This window comes from Cupriavidus sp. F041, assembly GCF_057814235.1.
The window spans coordinates 3,014,382-3,032,195 of record NZ_JBVASY010000001.1; the positions used below are offsets into that span (position 1 = coordinate 3,014,382).

The following is a 17,814-nucleotide window of genomic DNA, read 5'->3' on the forward strand; positions in this document are numbered from 1 at the left end:
CCTCTGCAGGGCATCAACATTGTGGCAGGCGGGGGGGCAGTTGCCCTAGTAGCAGCCGCCACTATCAATCGTCAGGTTGAGCATGTCATGCTCGAAACCCTTGATCAAATGCTCGTCCTCCAGGATCAGTTCCTCCAGGACGTCGTTGTTGGACAGCACGCCGATAACCCGCTGGGACTCGATGACTGGCAGATGCCGGATCCGCCTGGCGTGCATCAGCGCCAGGCACTGTTCGCAGGTGTGCTCGGGCGTGACATAGACAATCTGCGTGGTCAGGATTTCGCAAACCTTGGTGTCGCTGGCGTTGCGGCCGGCCAGCTCGACTTTGCGGGCATAGTCGCGCTGGGACAGGATGCCTGCAAGGTTGTCGTCTTGCAGCACCAGCACGGTGCTGATGTCTTTCTCAGCCATGAGCCGCAGCGCTGTTAGCACCGAGTCATTGGGTCCGATCGAGATCACGTCGCGAGGCTTCTCGGACAGAATCTGGCCGGCCGTCTTTCGCTTTTTGTTCATCGTCGTCTCCGGTAGAAGCTTACGCACGGCGGCGCCCCGCCCTTCGTTGGCAGCAGCAGGTTTGCCGAATTGCCGAGTCATGAAGCTGGCCACGGCAGCGATCTGTCTGGGCGTCATCTGCTTGGCAAAGGGTGGCGTATCTGCGAGCGCATCGCGATTCCTTTCTACCTTGTCGTCCGATGTGGATGGCTGTGGATTGCGATGTGCTATCCATCAGAATAGTCCTCACAGGCGGCGCAGGGTGACTATGATTCCTACGATGCTCCCCGGATCAAAGAGGCGTCGGTAATTGTGCTGATAATGGCACATATAACGCCTCCGGTACAGGGCATGGCGTCTGAGGTAAGGCCTGGTCTCGTAACGCGCTACGCATCGTGATATTGCCCAATCGGCGTTGATTTGGATCCTGCGGGTATTGATCTCCTATGAAAAAAGCCATTTTGGGTGCTGCGTTGGTAGTGTTGTCAGCCGCCGCTCAGTGCGCCACTCATGTGGCCGCGCCCCTTGGACTGGAGCTCGGCAGAGCCACCTGCTCCAAGTTGTCGGCGGGGGAGAGCGACGTTAAGGGGACCTCAGGTTGGGCAGGCGGCCCAACGTTCACGACCCAGGATGTGGGGCGTTACCACATCCCTGGGCTCGCGCGCGTAACGATCAATTGCGACGCCAAGGACAAAGTAGCGCTAGTTTCCCTGACCTTCAACAAGGGAGCGGGCGCGAGAACGCTGCGGGACGTCGAGAGCGAACTTGACGGCAAGTTCGTCTCCACTCGCAAACAGCTTCCTGGTTCCGGCAATGGCTACGCCGAGTGGATGGCCGTGAATGGCAGCTTGGAGATGATTTACGCACCAGACAATCCACAGTTCCTGGTGGCTTACTGGGCTACGGGCGCGAAGGAAAAATACTTCGCCTACGGCGCAACCAAGGGCAGGAAACCGGCTCCGGAGCAGCGCGGCCGGTTGTAGCTGCTGGTCGATGGCAGCCTCCGCGATCTTGCACCAGGTGCGTTCGGCATGCTCCTGCGCTTTCACGCGTGCTCAGTCATCGCAGAGACCGCAAGGGCAGAAGAACCCAGTCGAGCCCCTTGAGGCCGTCCTGACACGGATTGCCAGCAGGTGCTGACTGTGAACGATCGGTCGCTACGGGGAAGGGCTGAACGCCCGGAGTGGCCGACGAGCCGCCGTTGACCGAGACTGCGGCGGACGGCTCCTCCCGGCCATGAGGGGTCGTTTGATGGCTGATGGACTGGGACGCTCAGCCGACCCGTCTCCCTTGGAAACGGCCATTCGGGCGTCATGTCCCGGACGCGCGCGAAGCATGTCCGGTCTAATGTGTTGTTGCCGCCGCAGTTTCCCCGCCAGTGGCGAGGGGCAAACATCGAGGCATGTCCTTTTCAAATGTCCTTCAGCTCTGGTCCAGGCGCCACCACGTGATTGCACGCCACGCTCCAAGATCTCGCCCGTTGGAGCCTAAACTGCAATTAGTGTTATCCCCCCGTGCTTCTTCAGGGAGTTCGCCATGGCACTCGATCTCGAAAAGCGCTTCAGCCGCATTTCGCTTGGCTTCTTCCCGTCGCCGATTCATCGGCTCAATCGCCTGTCTGATGTGCTCAAGGTATCGGTGTGGGCGAAGCGCGACGATGTGTCGTCCGGGCTCGCGTTCGGCGGCAACAAGATTCGCAAGCTCGAGTGGCTCGCTGCCGACGCAGTGAAACAGGGCGCCGACACGCTTGTTTCCATCGGCAACATCCAGTCGAACCACACGCGCCAGGTCGCGGCCGTCGCTGCGGTGCTCGGCATGCGCTGCCGGCTGGTGCAGGAGCAATGGACGCACTGGGACGATCCGGTCTACGACAAGGTCGGCAATATCCTGCTGTCACGGCTGATGGGCGCTGAAACGCTACTGGAGGGCGAGGGCTATTCGACCGAGGTGAAAGAAACGTGGGCGCGCGCACTCGACGAGGTGCGCCGCGAAGGCGGCAAGCCTTACGCGATTCCGGCGGGCGCATCGGATCATCCCCTTGGCGGCCTCGGCTATGCGAACTTCACCGATGAACTCGCGCGTCAGGAACAGGAAATGGGCGTGTTCTTCGACACCGTGATCACCGCGACCTGCACCGGCTCGACACAGGGCGGCATGGTCGCAGGTTTCAAGGCGCAGGACAGACCGCGCCGCCTGATTGGCATCGATACCGCATGCAACGAGGCGATGACGCGCCGCGCGGTGACGAAGAGCGCGCGACAGACGGCGGAACTGATCGGCATCGGCAAGCCGATCGACGACGCCGATGTGATCATTGATCCGCGTTTCGCCGGCCCGGACTATGGCCTGCCCGACGATCGGACAATCGACGCGATCCGCACCGCAGCCCGGCTTGAGGCGATGCTCACCGATCCTGTGTACGAGGGCAAATCGATGGCGGGCCTGATCGCGATGGCGAAGGCGGGCGAAATTCCAAAGGGAGCGAACGTGCTGTACGTGCATCTGGGCGGCGCACCTGCCCTCAACGCCTATCACAAGGCGTTCGCATGATCGGCATGCACATAATCGGGCGAGCCGGAAGCGGCTTGCGGGACTTCTGGAACTGATCTGGATGCCGCCGGTCTCGGCGGGAATGCGGGGCGCGGAAGCCGCGTCCGTCAAGGCGTCCTGTACCCCTATGGCCGGCTCAACATCGGATTCGAGTTCCGGCGCCGCTGCGTCACGCGCTGGGGGAAGATTTCCTAGTCGAAATCCTTGAAGCAGCCGTTGCGTCGGCGCCGGACCGAACGGCAGACGTCGTCGGGAAGCGCCGGCCAAGGGCCAGCCGGCGAAGGTCGCTTGCCGGCCAATTTCGGACATCGGCCAACGCTTGCGTCCAGACATCCCAATGTCCGGTCTACTCCTCGTATCGGACGTTCGGGCGTACGCTAGCGGCGTGCTTGCAGGTCGCTCAGCGTTCCAGTCCCGCAAACGAAGGCTGGCGTTTTCCGAGGAAGGCCGCCACACCCTCACGGAAGTCGCTCCCCTGCAATGAAGCCGCGATCTCGTGCTCGGCCAGCGCCACGCTTTCACCCAGAGTCTGGCCGAGCGCGAGGTAAGACTGCCGCTTGGTCGCCGCCATTGCACTGGGCGAGCAGAGGGTAGCCAATGCGGCGGCACGTTCGAGGACCTCTGGCAGAAAGCCATCGGTTTCGAGCACGGCTGAAACGAGGCCGGCCTGTTCCGCCTCCTGTGCGCTCATTGACCTGCCGCTGATCAGCCATTCGAGCGCACGAGACAGACCAATCAGCCTGGGCAGGATCCAAGCAATGCCGTGTTCGGCGGGCAGCCCGCGCCGCACGAAGGCTGGTACCAGGCGCGCTTCGCGGCTAGCGTAGCGGATATCGCAATAGAGGGAGAGCACCAGCCCCACACCGGCTGCCGCGCCATTCAGAGCGCAGATGATCGGCTTGCCGATCGACAGCAGATAGCTGTAGCGCTGGCCAAAGTCCTCCCTGGCGGCGACATCGTTGGGCGCGTGAGCCGCCGTACTACTGACGTGTCGCGGGCCGGACTCTGCCAGCCGCGCGCGCGCCGCCGACAGGTCGGCGCCGGCGCAGAAGGCCTTTCCGGCCCCGGTCAATACGATCACCCGGACCTCGCGATCGTCCTGGCAGCGCTCTAGCGCAGTGCGCAGTCCGGCTTCCATCTCAGGGTTCCAGGCGTTGAGCTGGTCCGGCCGGTTTAGGGTGATGACGGCAATCCGGTCCTCCACTTCGCAGAGGATGATCTCGTTGATGCTGGGGCTGGCCGCGCTCATGATTTGCTCCCCACGCGTTCAGTCATCAAGCGCAGCGCTTGGCGGTGCGCCTCGGTGGTGTGCGCCAGCGCCTGCATGCTGGCGGAGAGGTTGAGCACGGAGTCGAGCGTGTTGAGCAGGGACGCGTCCACCAGGCGCTTCGTCATCCTGACCGCGTGCCCCGGGTTCGCGGCGATCGCGCGCGCAAGCGTCAGCGCAGCGTCCATCAATGTCTCAGGCCCGGCCAGGCGCGACACGAGACCCCACTCCAGCGCCTGCTGTGCACCGATGGCGTTGCCGGTGAGCGCCATTTCATAGGCGCGCGCCAGAGGCAGGGTGCGTGCCAGTAGCCAGGCGCCGCCGTCACCCGCCACCAGGCCAAGCTTGACGAAGCTCTCTGCAAAGGTAGCGCGGGTCGAGGCAATGCGGATGTCGCACATGCAGGCCAGGTCCAGTCCAGCACCAATGGCGGGGCCGTTGACCGCGGCGATCACCGGTATGTCGAGTTGCTGGAAGGCTCGCGGGATGCGCTGGATGCCATTGCGGTAGCGCTCTTCGTTGGCGATCGGCTCGCCCGCGGCGAGCTGGCCCAGCGACTGCAGGCTGCCGCCGGCGCAGAATGCGCGCCCGGCCCCGGTCAGGACGGCCGCGCGCAGGGCCGGGTCGGCGGAGATCTCCGCAAGCGCCGTGACAATGGCCTGGATGCAGGATTCGTCTGCAATGGCATTGCGGGTATGCGGGTGGTTCAGCGTGATGACGGCGATGCCGTCATCACGGACAATCTGGACGAAATCTGACATGGCTAGCGTTTTCTCTTGGCTGGGGGGCTGGTTCTTGCTTCAGAACGCGCCTTGCTGGCGCAGGGTGTCGATTGCCGCGGGCGACAGTCCGAGAAGCTCGCTCAGTACAGCCTCGTTGTGCTCGCCGAGGTCCGGGTTGGGCCTCAGTGCCAACGGTGGGGACTGGTGAAAGCGCAAGGGGCTGTTGGGCAGGACCACCTCGCCCAATTTGGGATGCGTCACATAGTTCAGCATGCCGCGCTCGTGCATATGACGGTCGTGCACAACCTCATCGAGCGTGCGTACCGGCGCGCAGGGAAAGTGATGGGCCTGGCCGGCCGCCATTATCTCGGCGCGCGTCAGGTTGCAGGCCCAGGAGGCAACCAGTTCGTCCACCTCGCCCATCACCGCACAACGCGAGGCGTGCGTCGCGTAGCGTTCCTGCCTGCCCAGCTCAGGGCGCCCCATCGCCTGGCACAGCCCCGGCCAGTGGCCTTCGGTGACGCAGATAATGGCGATGTAGCCATCCTTCGCCGAGTAGGTGTTGTAGGGCGACATTGCGAGCGCCCCGTGCCGGTTTCCGGTGCGCGGATTGCGTTCCGGGTCCTCGTAATACATCGTCAGGTTTGAGGCGAGAGCAGGATACATCGTGTCCTGCATGGCGATCTCGACAATCCTTCCGCGGCCGCTGCGTTCGCGCTCGAACAAGGCCGAGACGATGGCCCCATAGAGGTGGATACCGCCCAGGAAATCGCTGATGGCCGGCCCTGCCTTGAGTGGGGGGCTGTCGGGATAGCCGGTCACGTGCATGGCCCCGCTCATGGCCTGAATGGTCAGGTCCATGGCAAGATGATCGCGATTCGGCCCACTGGTCCCGTAGCCCGAGGCAGACGCGTAGATCAAGCGAGGCTGGATCTCCAGCAGCGCCTCGGCCCCGAGGCCGAGGCGCTCCATTACGCCCGGCATGAAGTTCTCGAGCACCACATCTGCCTTGGCCACCAGGTCACGAAAGACGCTGCGGCCTTGCTCGGTCTTGAAGTTGAGCGTGATGCCGCGCTTGTTGGAATTAAGCATGGCCAGGGGCAACAGCGACTCGCGGCGCGCGCGCACCGGCTCGCCATGTGGTGGTTCGATCTTGATCACGTCGGCGCCGGCCATCGCCAGAAGGAAGCCGCAGTAGGGACCCTGATAGATCTGGCCCAGGTCGAGTACGGTAAGGCCGGCAAGGGGAAGCTGGCGAGCCGGAAGTTGGTCGGTCACGCTCTTGGTCAGGTTCGTCGTCATGATATGGCTCTCATTGTTTCTGCATCCCGGCCTGCCGGGCTGCCTGCTCCCAGCGGCTGATTTCCTCAAGCTGGAAGCGCCTCAGTTCGTTGGCATCGCCAACAAACGGCTCGCCGTAGGATTGCCGCACCTTCATCGCTGTTTCGGGCAAGCGGTAGATCGCCTGCAACTGCTTGTCGAGCAGGTCGACGACGGACGCCGGCGTACGAGCCGGAACGAAAGCGCCGGTCCAGTTGACCATGTAGTAGTCCCGGAAGCCCGACTCCTGCAGCGTCGGCACCTTGGGGAAAGCGTCGAAGCGCCGGTCGCCGGTCACAGCCAGCATCCGAACCTTGCCGGACTGCAGAAAGGGAACGACGGCGCCGAGGTCGACAAAGGCGAAGTCGAGCTGGCCGCCGGCCAGGTCCGACAAAGCCGGCGCCACGCCCTTGTAAGGCACCGGCGTAGCGCGGCCACCCGCAAGTTGAAGGAAGAGTTCGGTGGCGACCTGGTAGGAGGCCGCACCGGCGCCATAGTTGAGCGTGCCCGGCTGCGCGCTGCCAGATCGCCAATCGTTTTCACACCCGAAGAGCCTGGCACCACCACCGCCATCACGCCACGCGTCAACCGGGCCACCGGTGCGAAGTCCTTCAAGGGGTTGTATGGCAAGCGCTTGAAGATGGCAACATTGGTCGCCATCGGTGAATTGCTGGCCAGGAAGATCGTGTGGCCGTCGGCGTCGGCGCTGGCCACGGCCGTGGCTGCGATGAAGCTGTTGGCACCGGGCCGGTTCTCCACGACCACCGGCTTGCCCAGCCGCTCGCCGAGCTTCTGCGCGACATAGCGCGCAGTGGTATCAGCACCACTGCCGGGCGGGAACGAAACCACCAGTCGGATTGGCTTATCAGGGTAGGCGCCCGCGCTGAAGGGCATTGCCAGCAAGAGCAATGTGACCGCTCCGGCAAGGCGCAGTGAGGTGCGTCTGTTCATCTTGTCTCCACGCTAACTTATCGAGGGCGAGCTCTGTCTGGCTCGCATGGCTGCAGAATAGGCAGCCACAGACACGGCACCAATTGGGGCGGGTATATATCAGCCATACCACTACTGATATGACCTTGTAACCCTTATTGCGCGGGGAGCGCGTGGCTGATCTCGGTGCGCAGCCAAGCGCAGGCCGCGTCGCGGTGGGTGAGGTTGTGCCAAAACATCGAGACATCCGTGGCAGGCGCCTCGAAGGCAAGCTCGGCCACCACAACGTTGCCTGGCAAGGCCAGTCGCCTGGCTGTCCTTGCCGGGATGGCGCAGATCATGTCGGTCTCGCTGACGATCTGCGGCGCCGCCATGAAGCTGGAAATGGTGTACACGACCCGGCGCGAGCCACCTTGCTTGCGGATGGTCCGGTCGATCAGTTCACCCAGCAGGGTAAGGCCGGTTGGCGAGACGTCCAGGTGGGGCAGGTTGCAGAAGTCCTTCAGGCTGATCCGTACATTCCCTCCGGTATTGCGCGGCTTGCGCATCACACAGACGAACGCCTCGGAGTATAGGTGCCGAGTGCGGATCCCGGGTGCGGAGGGAAAGGCCGAGCCAATGCAGAGATCGAGTTCGCCGCTTGCCAACGCATCGACGGCGCCGCTCCGATGCAATGGACTGAACTGCGCCGTGATGGAGGGGGGCGGCGGACCGCAGTGCGCTCAGCAAGGAGGGGGCCAGCAAGAGCTGAATATGCTCATTGCAGGCCAGCGAGAAGTGTCGCACGTGGGTGGCGGCATCGAAGGGCGCATTGGCGCCCGCCAACTGAGCCGTGGTTTCCAGCAGCTTTTCCACGATCGGCAGCAATTCCTTGCCGTGCGAGGTCAGCAGCATATGGTTGCCTTCACGCACCAGCAGGGCATCCTGGAAGACGTTGCGCAGGCGATCGAGGGTTCGACTCATAGCCGGCTGCGACACCTCCATCTGGGCCGCCGCCTGCGATACGCTGCGCCCTCGCAACAGGGCGGCAAGCGCGTACAAAGTATGGAAGTCAACATTGCCCAGCCGGTCCAGACCGGATGTCGGGTTAGCTTTTTTGCCTGCTTTAATTTCGGGCTCCACGCCATCATTGAGATGGCCACATGATAGTAGCTATAGGAAAGGAGCTACGCGGATTTTGGTGAAGGAACGAAAAAATGCCCGGCGTCGCGACGGCCCGCAGCTATCGAACATTTTGCAGTCCGACGTACGTTCGCTTCGGCCGATGACCTGCTGATCGCGGTAAGCGAGGCGATGGCGGTTGTACTCCGGTAGCGGTCGTTCGCCTCCCGGTACTCGCAACGTCGCAGAAGGGTCGCAAGCAGCCGGTCAGCGTTACCGCCTGACGAGAAGCCCCTAGAGAGGGTTGCGAATCATCCGATCGCTGGGCAGGACAGAAGCTGGAACACTAGAGCGAGCGTCTGACGCTGCCCATGCATGAATAGTCTTGAGAGAGGCGGCTGCTCGTGCAGGATCAAGGGCCCGCAGTGGCCCGCAGCTTCGGCTGCGGTTCTTCTTTCTGGGTATTCCGACACAACGCTGGTCTGTTTCCATTGAGACTGACGCTTCCGAGCGACCGATAAAGGGGTGTTCCCCAACCACAGCTTGCATTCCCGCTCCCAGCGCCTCCACTCCCCGACCCTACCCCGCATAGGGAGCCATCAAGGCTTCGGTCCACATCGCTGACAGCATCCATCTTCACCAGCATGCCCCCGTGGCACCATAGATCGTCATCTTCTGGATCTATCAGCGCTTCCCACTCTTAAGCTAGGCTGGCCTGCCCACCCCCTGCTTCCGGGAAGGCACCGCAGGCGGAACCAAGGACAAGCACAAGGGAGGAGGCAGCGGAACATGAGAACAACAACGATGATGCGATCCATCAGATGCGCCCTGACACTGACCCTTGCGGCGGGCAGCGTCGCAGGGACGTCGATCTGCGCTGCCGTGGAGAATGCGGCCGCGAATGCAGACGCGATTTATCTCAACGGCAAGGTACTGACGGTGGACGCCAGCAACCGCACCGCGGAAGCGGTAGCCGTACGCAACGGCCGCATCCAGGCGGTAGGTCGCAGGAGCGACATCGAGGCACTGGCCGGGCCGGGCACCAGGGTGGTCGATCTCAAAGGGAAGACCCTGATTCCCGGCTTCGTCGACGCGCACAGCCATTTCCTGGCGACCGGTGCCGCGGAGGCGTTCTCCGTCGACCTGAGCAGTGCTCCCGTGGGCACCGTCAAGAACATCGACGAGATCGTCGCGCGCCTGAAGCGCAAGGCCGAAAGCACGCCCAAGGGAGAATGGATTCTTGGCCACGGCTATGACGATACCCTGGTGACGGAGAAACGGCACCCGACCCGAACCGACCTGGACCGGGTATCCATCGATCATCCGATCTTCATTCGCCACGTCTCGGGTCATTTTGCCGTTGCCAACAGCAAGGCCCTGGAGCTGGCTCAGATCACCAGGGACACCCCGAATCCGCAGGGCGGAGAATTCCGGCGCGATGCCGCTACGGGCGACCTGAATGGCGTATTGGAGGAGACCACCGCGCTGGCGCCGGTGGCAGCCAGGATACCGACGCTGAGCCGCGAGAAGAATCTCGAGGCGATCCGCAAGGCCACCGACATCTACACGGCAAAAGGCGTGACGACAGCGCAGGACGGCGCCTTCGGGAATCCCAGGCTGCTGGGCATGGTGCAGGAAGCGGCGGAGCAGGGGCAATTGCCGATCCGCCTGGTACTCTGGCCCACCGCTCCTGTCGCCAAGGCGCTGATCGACGGCAAGGCCGAGTTCCACTCGCCGGATCCGCAATTGCTCAGGATCGGTGCCACCAAACTGTTCGATGACGGCTCGATCCAGGGCTATACCGGCTACCTGAGCCAGCCATACCACGTGCATGCGCCCGGCAAGGACCACGGCTATCACGGCTACCCCACCATGCCGCGCGACCAGCTTGCTGCGCTGGTGTTCGAACAACACAAGGCCGGTCGGCAGATCGCTATCCACGGCAACGGCGATGCCGCCATCGACGACATCCTGTTCGCTTTCAGCGAAGCGCAGAAGGCCTTCCCCCGTGCCGATGCGCGCCACATCATCGTGCACGCGCAGACGGCGCGCGACGACCAGCTCGACAGGATGAAGGCACTGGGCGTGATCCCGTCCTTCTTTGTCCTGCATACCTACTACTGGGGTGACCGGCACCGCGACGTCTTCCTCGGGCCGCAGCGCGCCATGCGCATCAGCCCGGCTGAATCCGCGCTCAAGCGGGGGGTGCGGTTCACCATCCACACCGACACACCCGTGGTGCCGATGGATCCGCTGCGCCTGATGTGGTCGGCGGCCAACCGGATTTCGAGCAGCGGCAAGGTGATAGGAGCGGCGGAACGCATCAGTCCGACCCAGGCGCTGCGCGCGGTCACCATCGACGCCGCGTGGCAGGCATTCGAGGAGAACAGCCGTGGCTCGATCGAGCCGGGCAAGCTCGCGGACTTCGCCATCCTGTCAGCCAGCCCGCTGGAGGATCCGGCACGGATCAAGGACATCCAGGTGCTCGAGACTATCGTGGGAGGGAAGACCATCTATTCACGGTAAGGGGAATGGCCCGGCCCATACGCCTGCCCCTCCTGCCCGGCAGGGGCCAGAAGCGCCCGTGCCAGCGCTCTCACCACCGCCGCTACCGAAGAGCAAGTCGCCGGATTCTTGCATGTGGGCGCCGGGACTCGTTCGCCGATGGTCTCCACCCACGGGCCGGCACCGTCCGGACCCGCGCGGACGCAACTGGCAACGTGGCTCGGGAAGTACTATCCTCTCATGGGCTAAGGTAAGGAGGCCAAATGTCGCAAGGTTCTCGGCATTTTCGCAAAGCGAATCTCACGGTACTCTGCATGGCAGGCGTGCTCGTTTCGTGTACCACACCGAGGATATCGGCTCCGCCCGAACTCCAACCCACCGACGCGCGTGGAACGATCGCGGTGCTGCACGCATCCGGTGTACAGATTTATCAGTGTAAGCGTGCGAACGACGGCCGGTTGTTATGGAGCTTTTCGGCCCCGGAAGCAACCCTGAAGGATGACACCGGACAACTCGTCGTCAAACACTACGCTGGGCCGACCTGGGAAGCGCCTGACGGCAGCAAGGTGACCGGCAAGGTATTGCGACAGACGCCCAATGCTCAGGAGCCGGACAGCATTCCACTCTTGCTGTTGCAGGCAACGAGCACCGGCGGAACTGGCCTGCTTGCGAGGACGCGTTACGTGCAACGGCTGAATACGCTAGGCGGACAAGCCCTCCCTCAGGCCTGCACACAGGAGGGACAGGAGAATCGCATGCCGTATCGGGCGGACTACGTCTTCCTGGAATAGCCAAGGTGACGCTGGCAGATACCGTGCCGGTTAAGTACTCCCCGCTGGCGGTGGCCTGCTGGTTGTAAGGTTTGGTGGCGCCGCGAGTCCCGAAGTATTTGAGATTAACCAAGGCACCGTCGCTACGCCGGAGCTGGGCGCTCTAAAGGTCCCGGATGTCCGAGGACGGTCCAGAATATACGACCAAGTAGCTAGCGGGTCGAGGTCCCTTGCCGGCCAGTATCCGCCGTTCGCGAACACTGCAGCGTCGACGTCCAAATGACTCTTCGGGCCAACAAGCAGTCATTCGATTCGAGCGCAAAGACGTCACAGTGCAAGCATTGACATTGACATGAGGTAACGTGTAATCCAAGAGCCGGGCAACGGACTACCGCGCCGGAAGGGAATCATGGCGCTGACTGCCTTCAGGCTTTCCACAATGCGGGAATAGAGTGGTCAACTCAACGGCGTCGCGTCAAATGCTCCGGGCAAAATGCGAAACCTTTGGACCACATTCGACCGATAGTCCAGAAACCAGCCTGTCGTTGGGTCGGACCTTCAGGGGCGTCGCTTGTCACCTAAAATCTTGTCAAGGTGTTACATAACCCGGTCACGCCGCCAACGCGAACGTTTGGAGACCGCTAGAACCACGTCTCAATAACTGACTGGTGGTCTATGGTGCTATCACTTCGCTATTTGGGAGTCTTGGGAATCTGCACTTTGTTCACTGCTTGCGGACAGATTCCGTCCAAGCATGCTGCGTGCAGAGCTGATTCCTGTCGCCCTCGGCACGAGCACGAGATGTTGCAATCCGGCGAGGCGTCATGGTATTCGGCAACATTCCAGGGGCATCTGACCGCAAACGGAGAACGCTACGATGGCGGCGCCTTGACTGCCGCCCATCGAACATTACCGCTCGGCAGCTATGTGCGCGTCAGATCGTTGGCTACCGGAAAGTCGGTTGTCGTTCGCATCAACGATCGCGGACCATACGTCAAAGGCCGGATTATCGATCTCTCTTACGCTGCGGCGGAAGCCTTGGGTTTGCCAGACGCGCGGTCGATGCGCGTGCAGATTGAACGTTGATCGATTGCGGCTGCGGTTTTGACCGTTCTGCGCCACCGCGAATTTACGCGCCTTGTGCGACTTAGTGTCTTTGTCGCCGTGATCGCGACCGCGGAGATTTCCTCTTGATAGGGCGGCACGGAAAGAACCTCCAAACAGCGGACCTTCGCGGCGGGACGCCCCGACAACAGGCAGTGTTATGTGGTGAAGGGCGTAAGGCCGCCGCCTAGCCCGCGACTGTTTCATCGGCAATGGCCGAACTCCGGCCCCCATGCGAATCGACGAGCGGCGTTGTACCTTGAAAGCCGCCATAGATGTCACGCTGGGTCGACAGGCCGCCGGGTCGGGAAGAGATGACCGGGATAAGGGAGGCAATAGCAGTTGATCGGTGTGGATTCAACCGGTCGTACTGTTGGCGCGGCCAGCCGCATCGGCCAAGAGGGCTATCGCAGTAGGAACGCAATATCGTCGACGCTGACCTGCGTGATCGGCCGCCCCTTGCGAAGCAGGAGCAAGAAGTGCTGCTGCACCCGGCTGCGCTGCGCCGAGAAGATTGCCAGATCTATCGGCGTGCCGATGCGCGAGTAGTGTTCCACCAGGAGCTTGTAGGCGCGGCGCCTGATCTGCAGGGCCTTAGCCTCAGCACGCAGCCGCTTCCACTCGGCTGGGCTCATATCCATGGCGTGTTGGAGTTCTCCGAAGGTGAGGGCGTGAAGGTCACGATAGATGTCACGCTCAGCTTCTACCCTGTGCAATTCGTCACGCATCGTGCGAATCTTCTGCTGCAGCTTCAGGTTCTGGTTAACTGCCTGCTGCATGCGGCCGGTACCCTCCAATGCGCTACTGGCCATCTCCATTGTGTTATCCCAACGACTCGACTCTACCGCCTTGGAATCCGACGACCAACTGCCCCCTCCTATCCCTAGCGTTTTCATATGGCCCCCTAATGACCTGGCAGTATGGTCAGCCGCTTTCAGCCCTCCCGAGCACAGTCTCGGTGGACATAGATACAGGTAGAGCGCGCGCAGTAGCTCCGCCCGGCAAGGCTTTAGAGAATTCTGGTGCAGTTTGTACGCGCGAAACATCGCCCATAAGGAGGAAAACGGCGCGATGGGGTGCTGCGACGAACTGCCAACCTAGCCATTTGGATGGCTGTTGTTCCCAGCCCGCGGCAATGTTTTGTCAGTTGAGCGGGCTGCCGGGCCTGTCGGAGTGAAGTGCGCCGTACACGTGCCACGCATTGCACCATTTCTAGGTAAGCATATGCAATATAAATGACTATTACATCACTTTAATTGTCAGGTTTTCAAGACTTTTTGGGTATGTCCCTAGGGATCGCATTAGACGAAACACTCTAGAATTCGCACTCGGATGGTGCACCGGAGGATTGGCGGCGCTGCCAATCCGGAACCCATGCCTTGATGGATGACCTATACAGCATTTTTGCGCAAGTCCGTTCGATCAATCCACAGGAGATTACGCATGACCGCTTTTATGTCCGATCAGTTCGCTGCAGTGCAAAAAACCAATCTGGGCCATCTGTTCGCGCTGACGAACATGGCTTTTGACGGCTTCCAGAAGTTGACCGAGCTGAACCTGCAGGCAGTCAGGACGACGTTTGCCGAAGGCCAGGAAAAAGTCGAAGCGGCGCTGGCCGGAAAGGACCTCCGTGAAGTATTCACCGCGCAAGGCAATCTGGCCCAGCCTGCCGCGGAGAAGGCTGTTGCGTATGCACGCCATGTGTACGAAATCGCATCGAACACGCACGGGGAACTGACCAAGGCAGTCGAGACCCACTACGAACAGCACAACCGTAATGTGCAAGCCTTCGTTGACACCTTCATGAAGAACGCGCCGGCCGGGTCTGAAGCGATCACCGCGCTGCTGCAATCGAGCGTAGCCGCCGCCAACAACGCCTATCAATCGATCCAGAATGCGGCAAAGCAGACGGCTGAAGTCGCCAAGGCCAACTTGGCCACGACGGCCGCAGCCGCCTCCGGTGCGGTACAGCAGGCAGCGCCCCGCGCTTCCAAGCAGTAACGCCGTACCGCTGGCAATGCAGGCCAGGCCAGCGCGCTGAACAGAGATCGCTGGCTTGCAAGCCAAGGGACATCAGCGCCCCTGGCTTGCCGAACCGCGACAACCTTCCCGCAAAGACATACAAACTGGGACCGGAATCATCCGGCCCGGCTCGCCCTCGCCTTTCGCGCGCCAGGGCAACGGGAACTTGCTCGGGACAACCAGGGAAAAAGCCCTTCCGGCAAGGCTGGGGTCTTTCAACTTTACGAGAATGAAGCAGGCAGCATGACGAAGAGAGTCGCACTAGTAACAGGTGGTATGGGTGGGCTGGGAGAAGCCATCAGCATCAAGTTGCACGACGCAGGCTATGCCGTGGTGGTGACGCACTCACCGGGCAATGCGAACGCTCAGAACTGGCTTGCCGCGATGGCCGCCACCGGGCGCGAGATGCGTGCCTACGAGATTGACGTATCTGACTACGATGCCTGCCAGGCTTGCGCGGCGCAGCTCCTGGCCGACGTAGGCCGCGTGGATATCCTGGTGAACAACGCCGGCATTACCCGCGACATGGCCTTCAAGAAGATGGACAAGCCGAACTGGGATGCCGTGATGCGGACCAATCTCGACTCGGTATTCAATCTCACCAAGCCGCTTTGCGAAGGCATGGTCGAACGCGGCTGGGGACGCATCATCAACATCTCGTCGGTCAACGGATCCAAAGGCGCTTTCGGTCAGACCAACTATGCCGCCGCCAAGGCTGGGATGCACGGCTTCACCAAGTCGCTGGCCCTGGAAGTGGCAAGAAAGGGCGTGACGGTCAACACCGTCTCTCCGGGCTACCTTGCCACCAAGATGGTCAACGCAGTGCCTAAGGAAATCATGGAAACCAAGATCCTGCCGCAGATTCCAGTCGGCCGTGTCGGCAAACCGGAAGAAGTTGCAGCGCTGGTTGCCTACCTGTGCTCGGAGGAAGCGGCCTACGTGACCGGGTCCAATATCGCCATCAACGGCGGGCAGCACATGCAGTAACGGCGGATCGAGTGCCGGGCCGCTTGCGTTCGACTAGACCCATGGTGCCCGAACGTACCTGCACCGCCTATCCTGAGCCACCATCGGGCGCCGGCGGCGCATGCATGCAGGGGCGGCACGGCGCTCACGACGCCAAGGTTGAGCGCCCGCCTTCGTGACGCCTGAAGGCCGGCATTGCGTCGGGAAGAGACGCCCGAGGAGCGACTGGCGGACGCTCAACCGTCCCTTCTGCTTCCGAAGCCTGCCCTTGACCCGAAAGAACGACGCAGCAGGGACGAGTCGAACTCGGTCCCATGCATGGAATTCACGCAGACTATCAGCCTCCTTTTCGCGATCCGGCGCGCCTCGCGTCAGCTTGTACCCGGACCTTGCCATCGTCTGCCGTGCGGCTCTTCACATGATCGATGAACGCGCGCAACTTCGGCATGATCTGCCGGTGGCCTGGATAGCAGAGAAACACCCCCGGTCTCATCGGCGCGTACGCCTCCAGCACCTGTACCAGTTTTCCCGATCTCAACCCAAAAGCTGCCAGCGGCTCAGGCAGCTGGGCAAGGCCCAGGCCTTCTATCGCCGCGCCAAGCGTGGTGGGAAAGTCACTGGCGATGAGGGGGCCGGATACGGCGATCTCGATCGTTTGGTCGTTGTCGTTGAATGACCATAGCGCGAGCGCGCCGTTGGATCGCCGCCATCGCAAGCATGCATGTTGGCGCAGGTCGTTCGGGTGTCTGGGCCGGCTGCGCTCCGCGAAGTAGGCAGGGCTGCCGACGACGATGAGACGAAACGGTGGCGTCATTGGCACCGCGATCATATCGGGAGCAACGAGGTGCCCCTGCCGGACGGCGGCATCGAATCCTTCGGCCGCAAGGTCGGTCACCTCCTTGCTCGCAGCAAGCTCCACCTCGACCTCGGGATAAGCCTTGCAGAAGGATGCGATCAGCTCCAGCAGAATCGGGATTACCGCGCGCGGCACCGAGAGACGCAGTAATCCGGCTGGCCGCTGGCCGAGTCCACGCGCAACCTCACTGGCGGCGACCAGTTCCTCGAAGGCAGGCTTTGCGCGCGCAAGAAATCGTTCGCCGGCTTCGGTCAAGCCGACACTGCGCGTGGTGCGTATGAAGAGCGCTGCGCCAATGCGCGCTTCGAGTACACGCACCGTCTGGCTGATGGCCGACGGCGTCACGCCGAGCTCCGCGGCTGCCTTGCGAAAACTGCGATGCTGGGCAACGCTCAGGAACACCTCCACGCCGTCGAGCGCGCCCTGTCTGACTGTGAAGTTCTGCTTCATAGCTTATCAACATTGTGATGAATAGTCGCTCGCGAAAATCGATGGTACCTTGGCACCAGCAATTCACAAGTGAGGATTTTGCAATGACTGATGCACTTGATGGCGTACGCGAACACTATCGCGCGACCGGCCTGACCGATCGGCTGAAGATCGCGCTCACGGTCCTTGGGCGGGAGGATCAGCCGCTCACACCACAGCAACTGGGCGCCCTCGAACACTTTCACACGCGTGGGCTTGCTGCCACCGCCGATCTTGCCCAACCGGCCGGAATCTCCGCCGACATGTCGGTGCTGGACGTCGGATGAAACGCCTTCTTCTTAATTTGACAACAGCCTCTGTGCTGGTCGCTTCCGCTGGAGTCTCCATGGCGCAAACCACCCCGATGCCAACCACGCCAACCACGAAGATATTGGCGATTGGCACCTTTCCACCGGGCACGGACATGCAACTTGTCCAACACATTCTTCCGGCCGAAGTTCGCGAGACGGCGCAGCGCTACCTCGAGGGCAAGATTGACCAGTGGTATTCACTGCAAGACCGGGCTGGGGTGGCGTTCATCCTGAACGTTACCGACGTAAGTCAAGCGCATGAAATGCTTGAGGCACTTCCCTTGGGGAAAGCGCACTTGATGACATTCTCGCTCCTCCCAATAGGCCCACTGAAGCCGTTGAGTAAGCTGTTGAATCCGCCTCCGCCCCAGTAGAAAGCGCTAGAGCGTACTGGGCTGCTGCGCCGCCCCGGTTTTCTTGGAGAGGCAGG

General features: G+C 62.0%; 16 protein-coding genes and 2 pseudogenes. 9 read left to right on the forward strand and 9 right to left on the reverse strand.

Annotated elements, in window-relative coordinates:
- Nucleotides 1-45: 45 nt before the first annotated feature.
- Nucleotides 46-630: a CBS domain-containing protein gene (locus ACZY0R_RS13810; RefSeq protein WP_488858922.1), complete on the reverse strand. Its 585-nt coding sequence runs from the start codon at nt 628-630 to the stop codon at nt 46-48.
- Nucleotides 631-938: 308 nt separating this feature from the next.
- Between ACZY0R_RS13810 and ACZY0R_RS13815 the strand changes: the two genes are divergently transcribed.
- Together ACZY0R_RS13815 and ACZY0R_RS13820 are read left to right on the forward strand one after the other, a co-directional pair.
- Nucleotides 939-1,475 (forward strand): hypothetical protein, encoded by a 537-nt coding sequence (locus ACZY0R_RS13815; protein WP_488858923.1) that lies wholly within the window; start codon nt 939-941, stop codon nt 1,473-1,475.
- Between the two features lie 553 nt (nt 1,476-2,028).
- Nucleotides 2,029-3,042 carry a 1-aminocyclopropane-1-carboxylate deaminase gene (locus tag ACZY0R_RS13820; RefSeq protein WP_488858924.1) on the forward strand — a complete coding sequence of 338 codons (1,014 nt, stop codon included), beginning with the start codon at nt 2,029-2,031 and terminating at the stop codon, nt 3,040-3,042.
- 400 nt (nt 3,043-3,442) lie between these two features.
- Here the strand turns inward: ACZY0R_RS13820 and ACZY0R_RS13825 are convergent, their stop codons facing one another.
- The 6 genes and pseudogenes from ACZY0R_RS13825 to ACZY0R_RS13850 form a co-directional block, all read right to left on the reverse strand.
- A complete protein-coding gene (locus tag ACZY0R_RS13825; RefSeq protein ID WP_488858925.1) occupies nt 3,443-4,291 on the reverse strand; it encodes an enoyl-CoA hydratase-related protein in 849 nt (282 codons plus the stop codon).
- Nucleotides 4,288-5,070, reverse strand: coding sequence for an enoyl-CoA hydratase-related protein (locus ACZY0R_RS13830; protein ID WP_488858926.1), 783 nt, complete (start codon nt 5,068-5,070; stop codon nt 4,288-4,290). Before ACZY0R_RS13830 ends, ACZY0R_RS13825 begins: the two co-directional genes overlap by 4 nt.
- A 39-nt stretch (nt 5,071-5,109) precedes the next feature.
- Nucleotides 5,110-6,333, reverse strand: a complete 1,224-nt coding sequence (locus ACZY0R_RS13835; protein WP_488858927.1) for a CaiB/BaiF CoA transferase family protein — start codon at nt 6,331-6,333, stop codon at nt 5,110-5,112.
- 10 nt (nt 6,334-6,343) lie between these two features.
- A pseudogene (locus tag ACZY0R_RS13840) lies at nt 6,344-7,302 on the reverse strand (Bug family tripartite tricarboxylate transporter substrate binding protein).
- Nucleotides 7,303-7,436: 134 nt separating this feature from the next.
- The gene (locus ACZY0R_RS13845; protein ID WP_488858928.1) at nt 7,437-7,955 is read right to left on the reverse strand and encodes a LysR substrate-binding domain-containing protein; all 519 of its coding nucleotides are present in this window, start codon (nt 7,953-7,955) and stop codon (nt 7,437-7,439) included.
- A gap of 256 nt (nt 7,956-8,211) precedes the next feature.
- Nucleotides 8,212-8,403, reverse strand: a pseudogene (locus ACZY0R_RS13850) (helix-turn-helix domain-containing protein); the annotation flags it as partial.
- A gap of 783 nt (nt 8,404-9,186) precedes the next feature.
- Here ACZY0R_RS13850 and ACZY0R_RS13855 point away from each other — a divergent pair.
- The 3 genes from ACZY0R_RS13855 (at nt 9,187) to ACZY0R_RS13865 (ending at nt 12,743) form a co-directional block, all read left to right on the forward strand.
- On the forward strand, nt 9,187-10,908 hold the full coding sequence (locus tag ACZY0R_RS13855) for an amidohydrolase (protein WP_488858929.1): 1,722 nt from the start codon (nt 9,187-9,189) through the stop codon (nt 10,906-10,908).
- Nucleotides 10,909-11,150: 242 nt separating this feature from the next.
- Nucleotides 11,151-11,678, forward strand: coding sequence for a DUF3455 domain-containing protein (locus ACZY0R_RS13860; RefSeq protein WP_488858930.1), 528 nt, complete (start codon nt 11,151-11,153; stop codon nt 11,676-11,678).
- A 780-nt stretch (nt 11,679-12,458) separates the two neighbouring features.
- Complete coding sequence (locus ACZY0R_RS13865) at nt 12,459-12,743, forward strand: septal ring lytic transglycosylase RlpA family protein (protein ID WP_080744829.1); 285 nt, start codon at nt 12,459-12,461, stop codon at nt 12,741-12,743.
- Between the two features lie 422 nt (nt 12,744-13,165).
- Here ACZY0R_RS13865 and ACZY0R_RS13870 read toward each other — a convergent pair whose 3' ends face one another.
- Nucleotides 13,166-13,579 carry a hypothetical protein gene (locus ACZY0R_RS13870; RefSeq protein ID WP_488858932.1) on the reverse strand — a complete coding sequence of 138 codons (414 nt, stop codon included), beginning with the start codon at nt 13,577-13,579 and terminating at the stop codon, nt 13,166-13,168.
- 625 nt (nt 13,580-14,204) lie between these two features.
- Here ACZY0R_RS13870 and phaP3 point away from each other — a divergent pair.
- A complete protein-coding gene (gene phaP3 / locus ACZY0R_RS13875) occupies nt 14,205-14,762 on the forward strand; it encodes a TIGR01841 family phasin PhaP3 (RefSeq protein ID WP_488858933.1) in 558 nt (185 codons plus the stop codon).
- A gap of 264 nt (nt 14,763-15,026) precedes the next feature.
- Nucleotides 15,027-15,770, forward strand: a complete 744-nt coding sequence (phbB, locus tag ACZY0R_RS13880) for an acetoacetyl-CoA reductase (RefSeq protein WP_488858934.1) — start codon at nt 15,027-15,029, stop codon at nt 15,768-15,770.
- A gap of 316 nt (nt 15,771-16,086) precedes the next feature.
- Here phbB and ACZY0R_RS13885 read toward each other — a convergent pair whose 3' ends face one another.
- A complete protein-coding gene (locus tag ACZY0R_RS13885; protein WP_488858935.1) occupies nt 16,087-17,055 on the reverse strand; it encodes a LysR family transcriptional regulator in 969 nt (322 codons plus the stop codon).
- Between the two features lie 83 nt (nt 17,056-17,138).
- Here ACZY0R_RS13885 and ACZY0R_RS13890 point away from each other — a divergent pair, with 83 nt between their 5' ends.
- Together ACZY0R_RS13890 and ACZY0R_RS13895 are read left to right on the forward strand one after the other, a co-directional pair.
- Nucleotides 17,139-17,360 (forward strand): hypothetical protein, encoded by a 222-nt coding sequence (locus ACZY0R_RS13890; protein WP_488858937.1) that lies wholly within the window; start codon nt 17,139-17,141, stop codon nt 17,358-17,360.
- 59 nt (nt 17,361-17,419) lie between these two features.
- Nucleotides 17,420-17,758, forward strand: coding sequence for a hypothetical protein (locus ACZY0R_RS13895; protein ID WP_488858939.1), 339 nt, complete (start codon nt 17,420-17,422; stop codon nt 17,756-17,758).
- Nucleotides 17,759-17,814 lie beyond the last annotated feature (56 nt).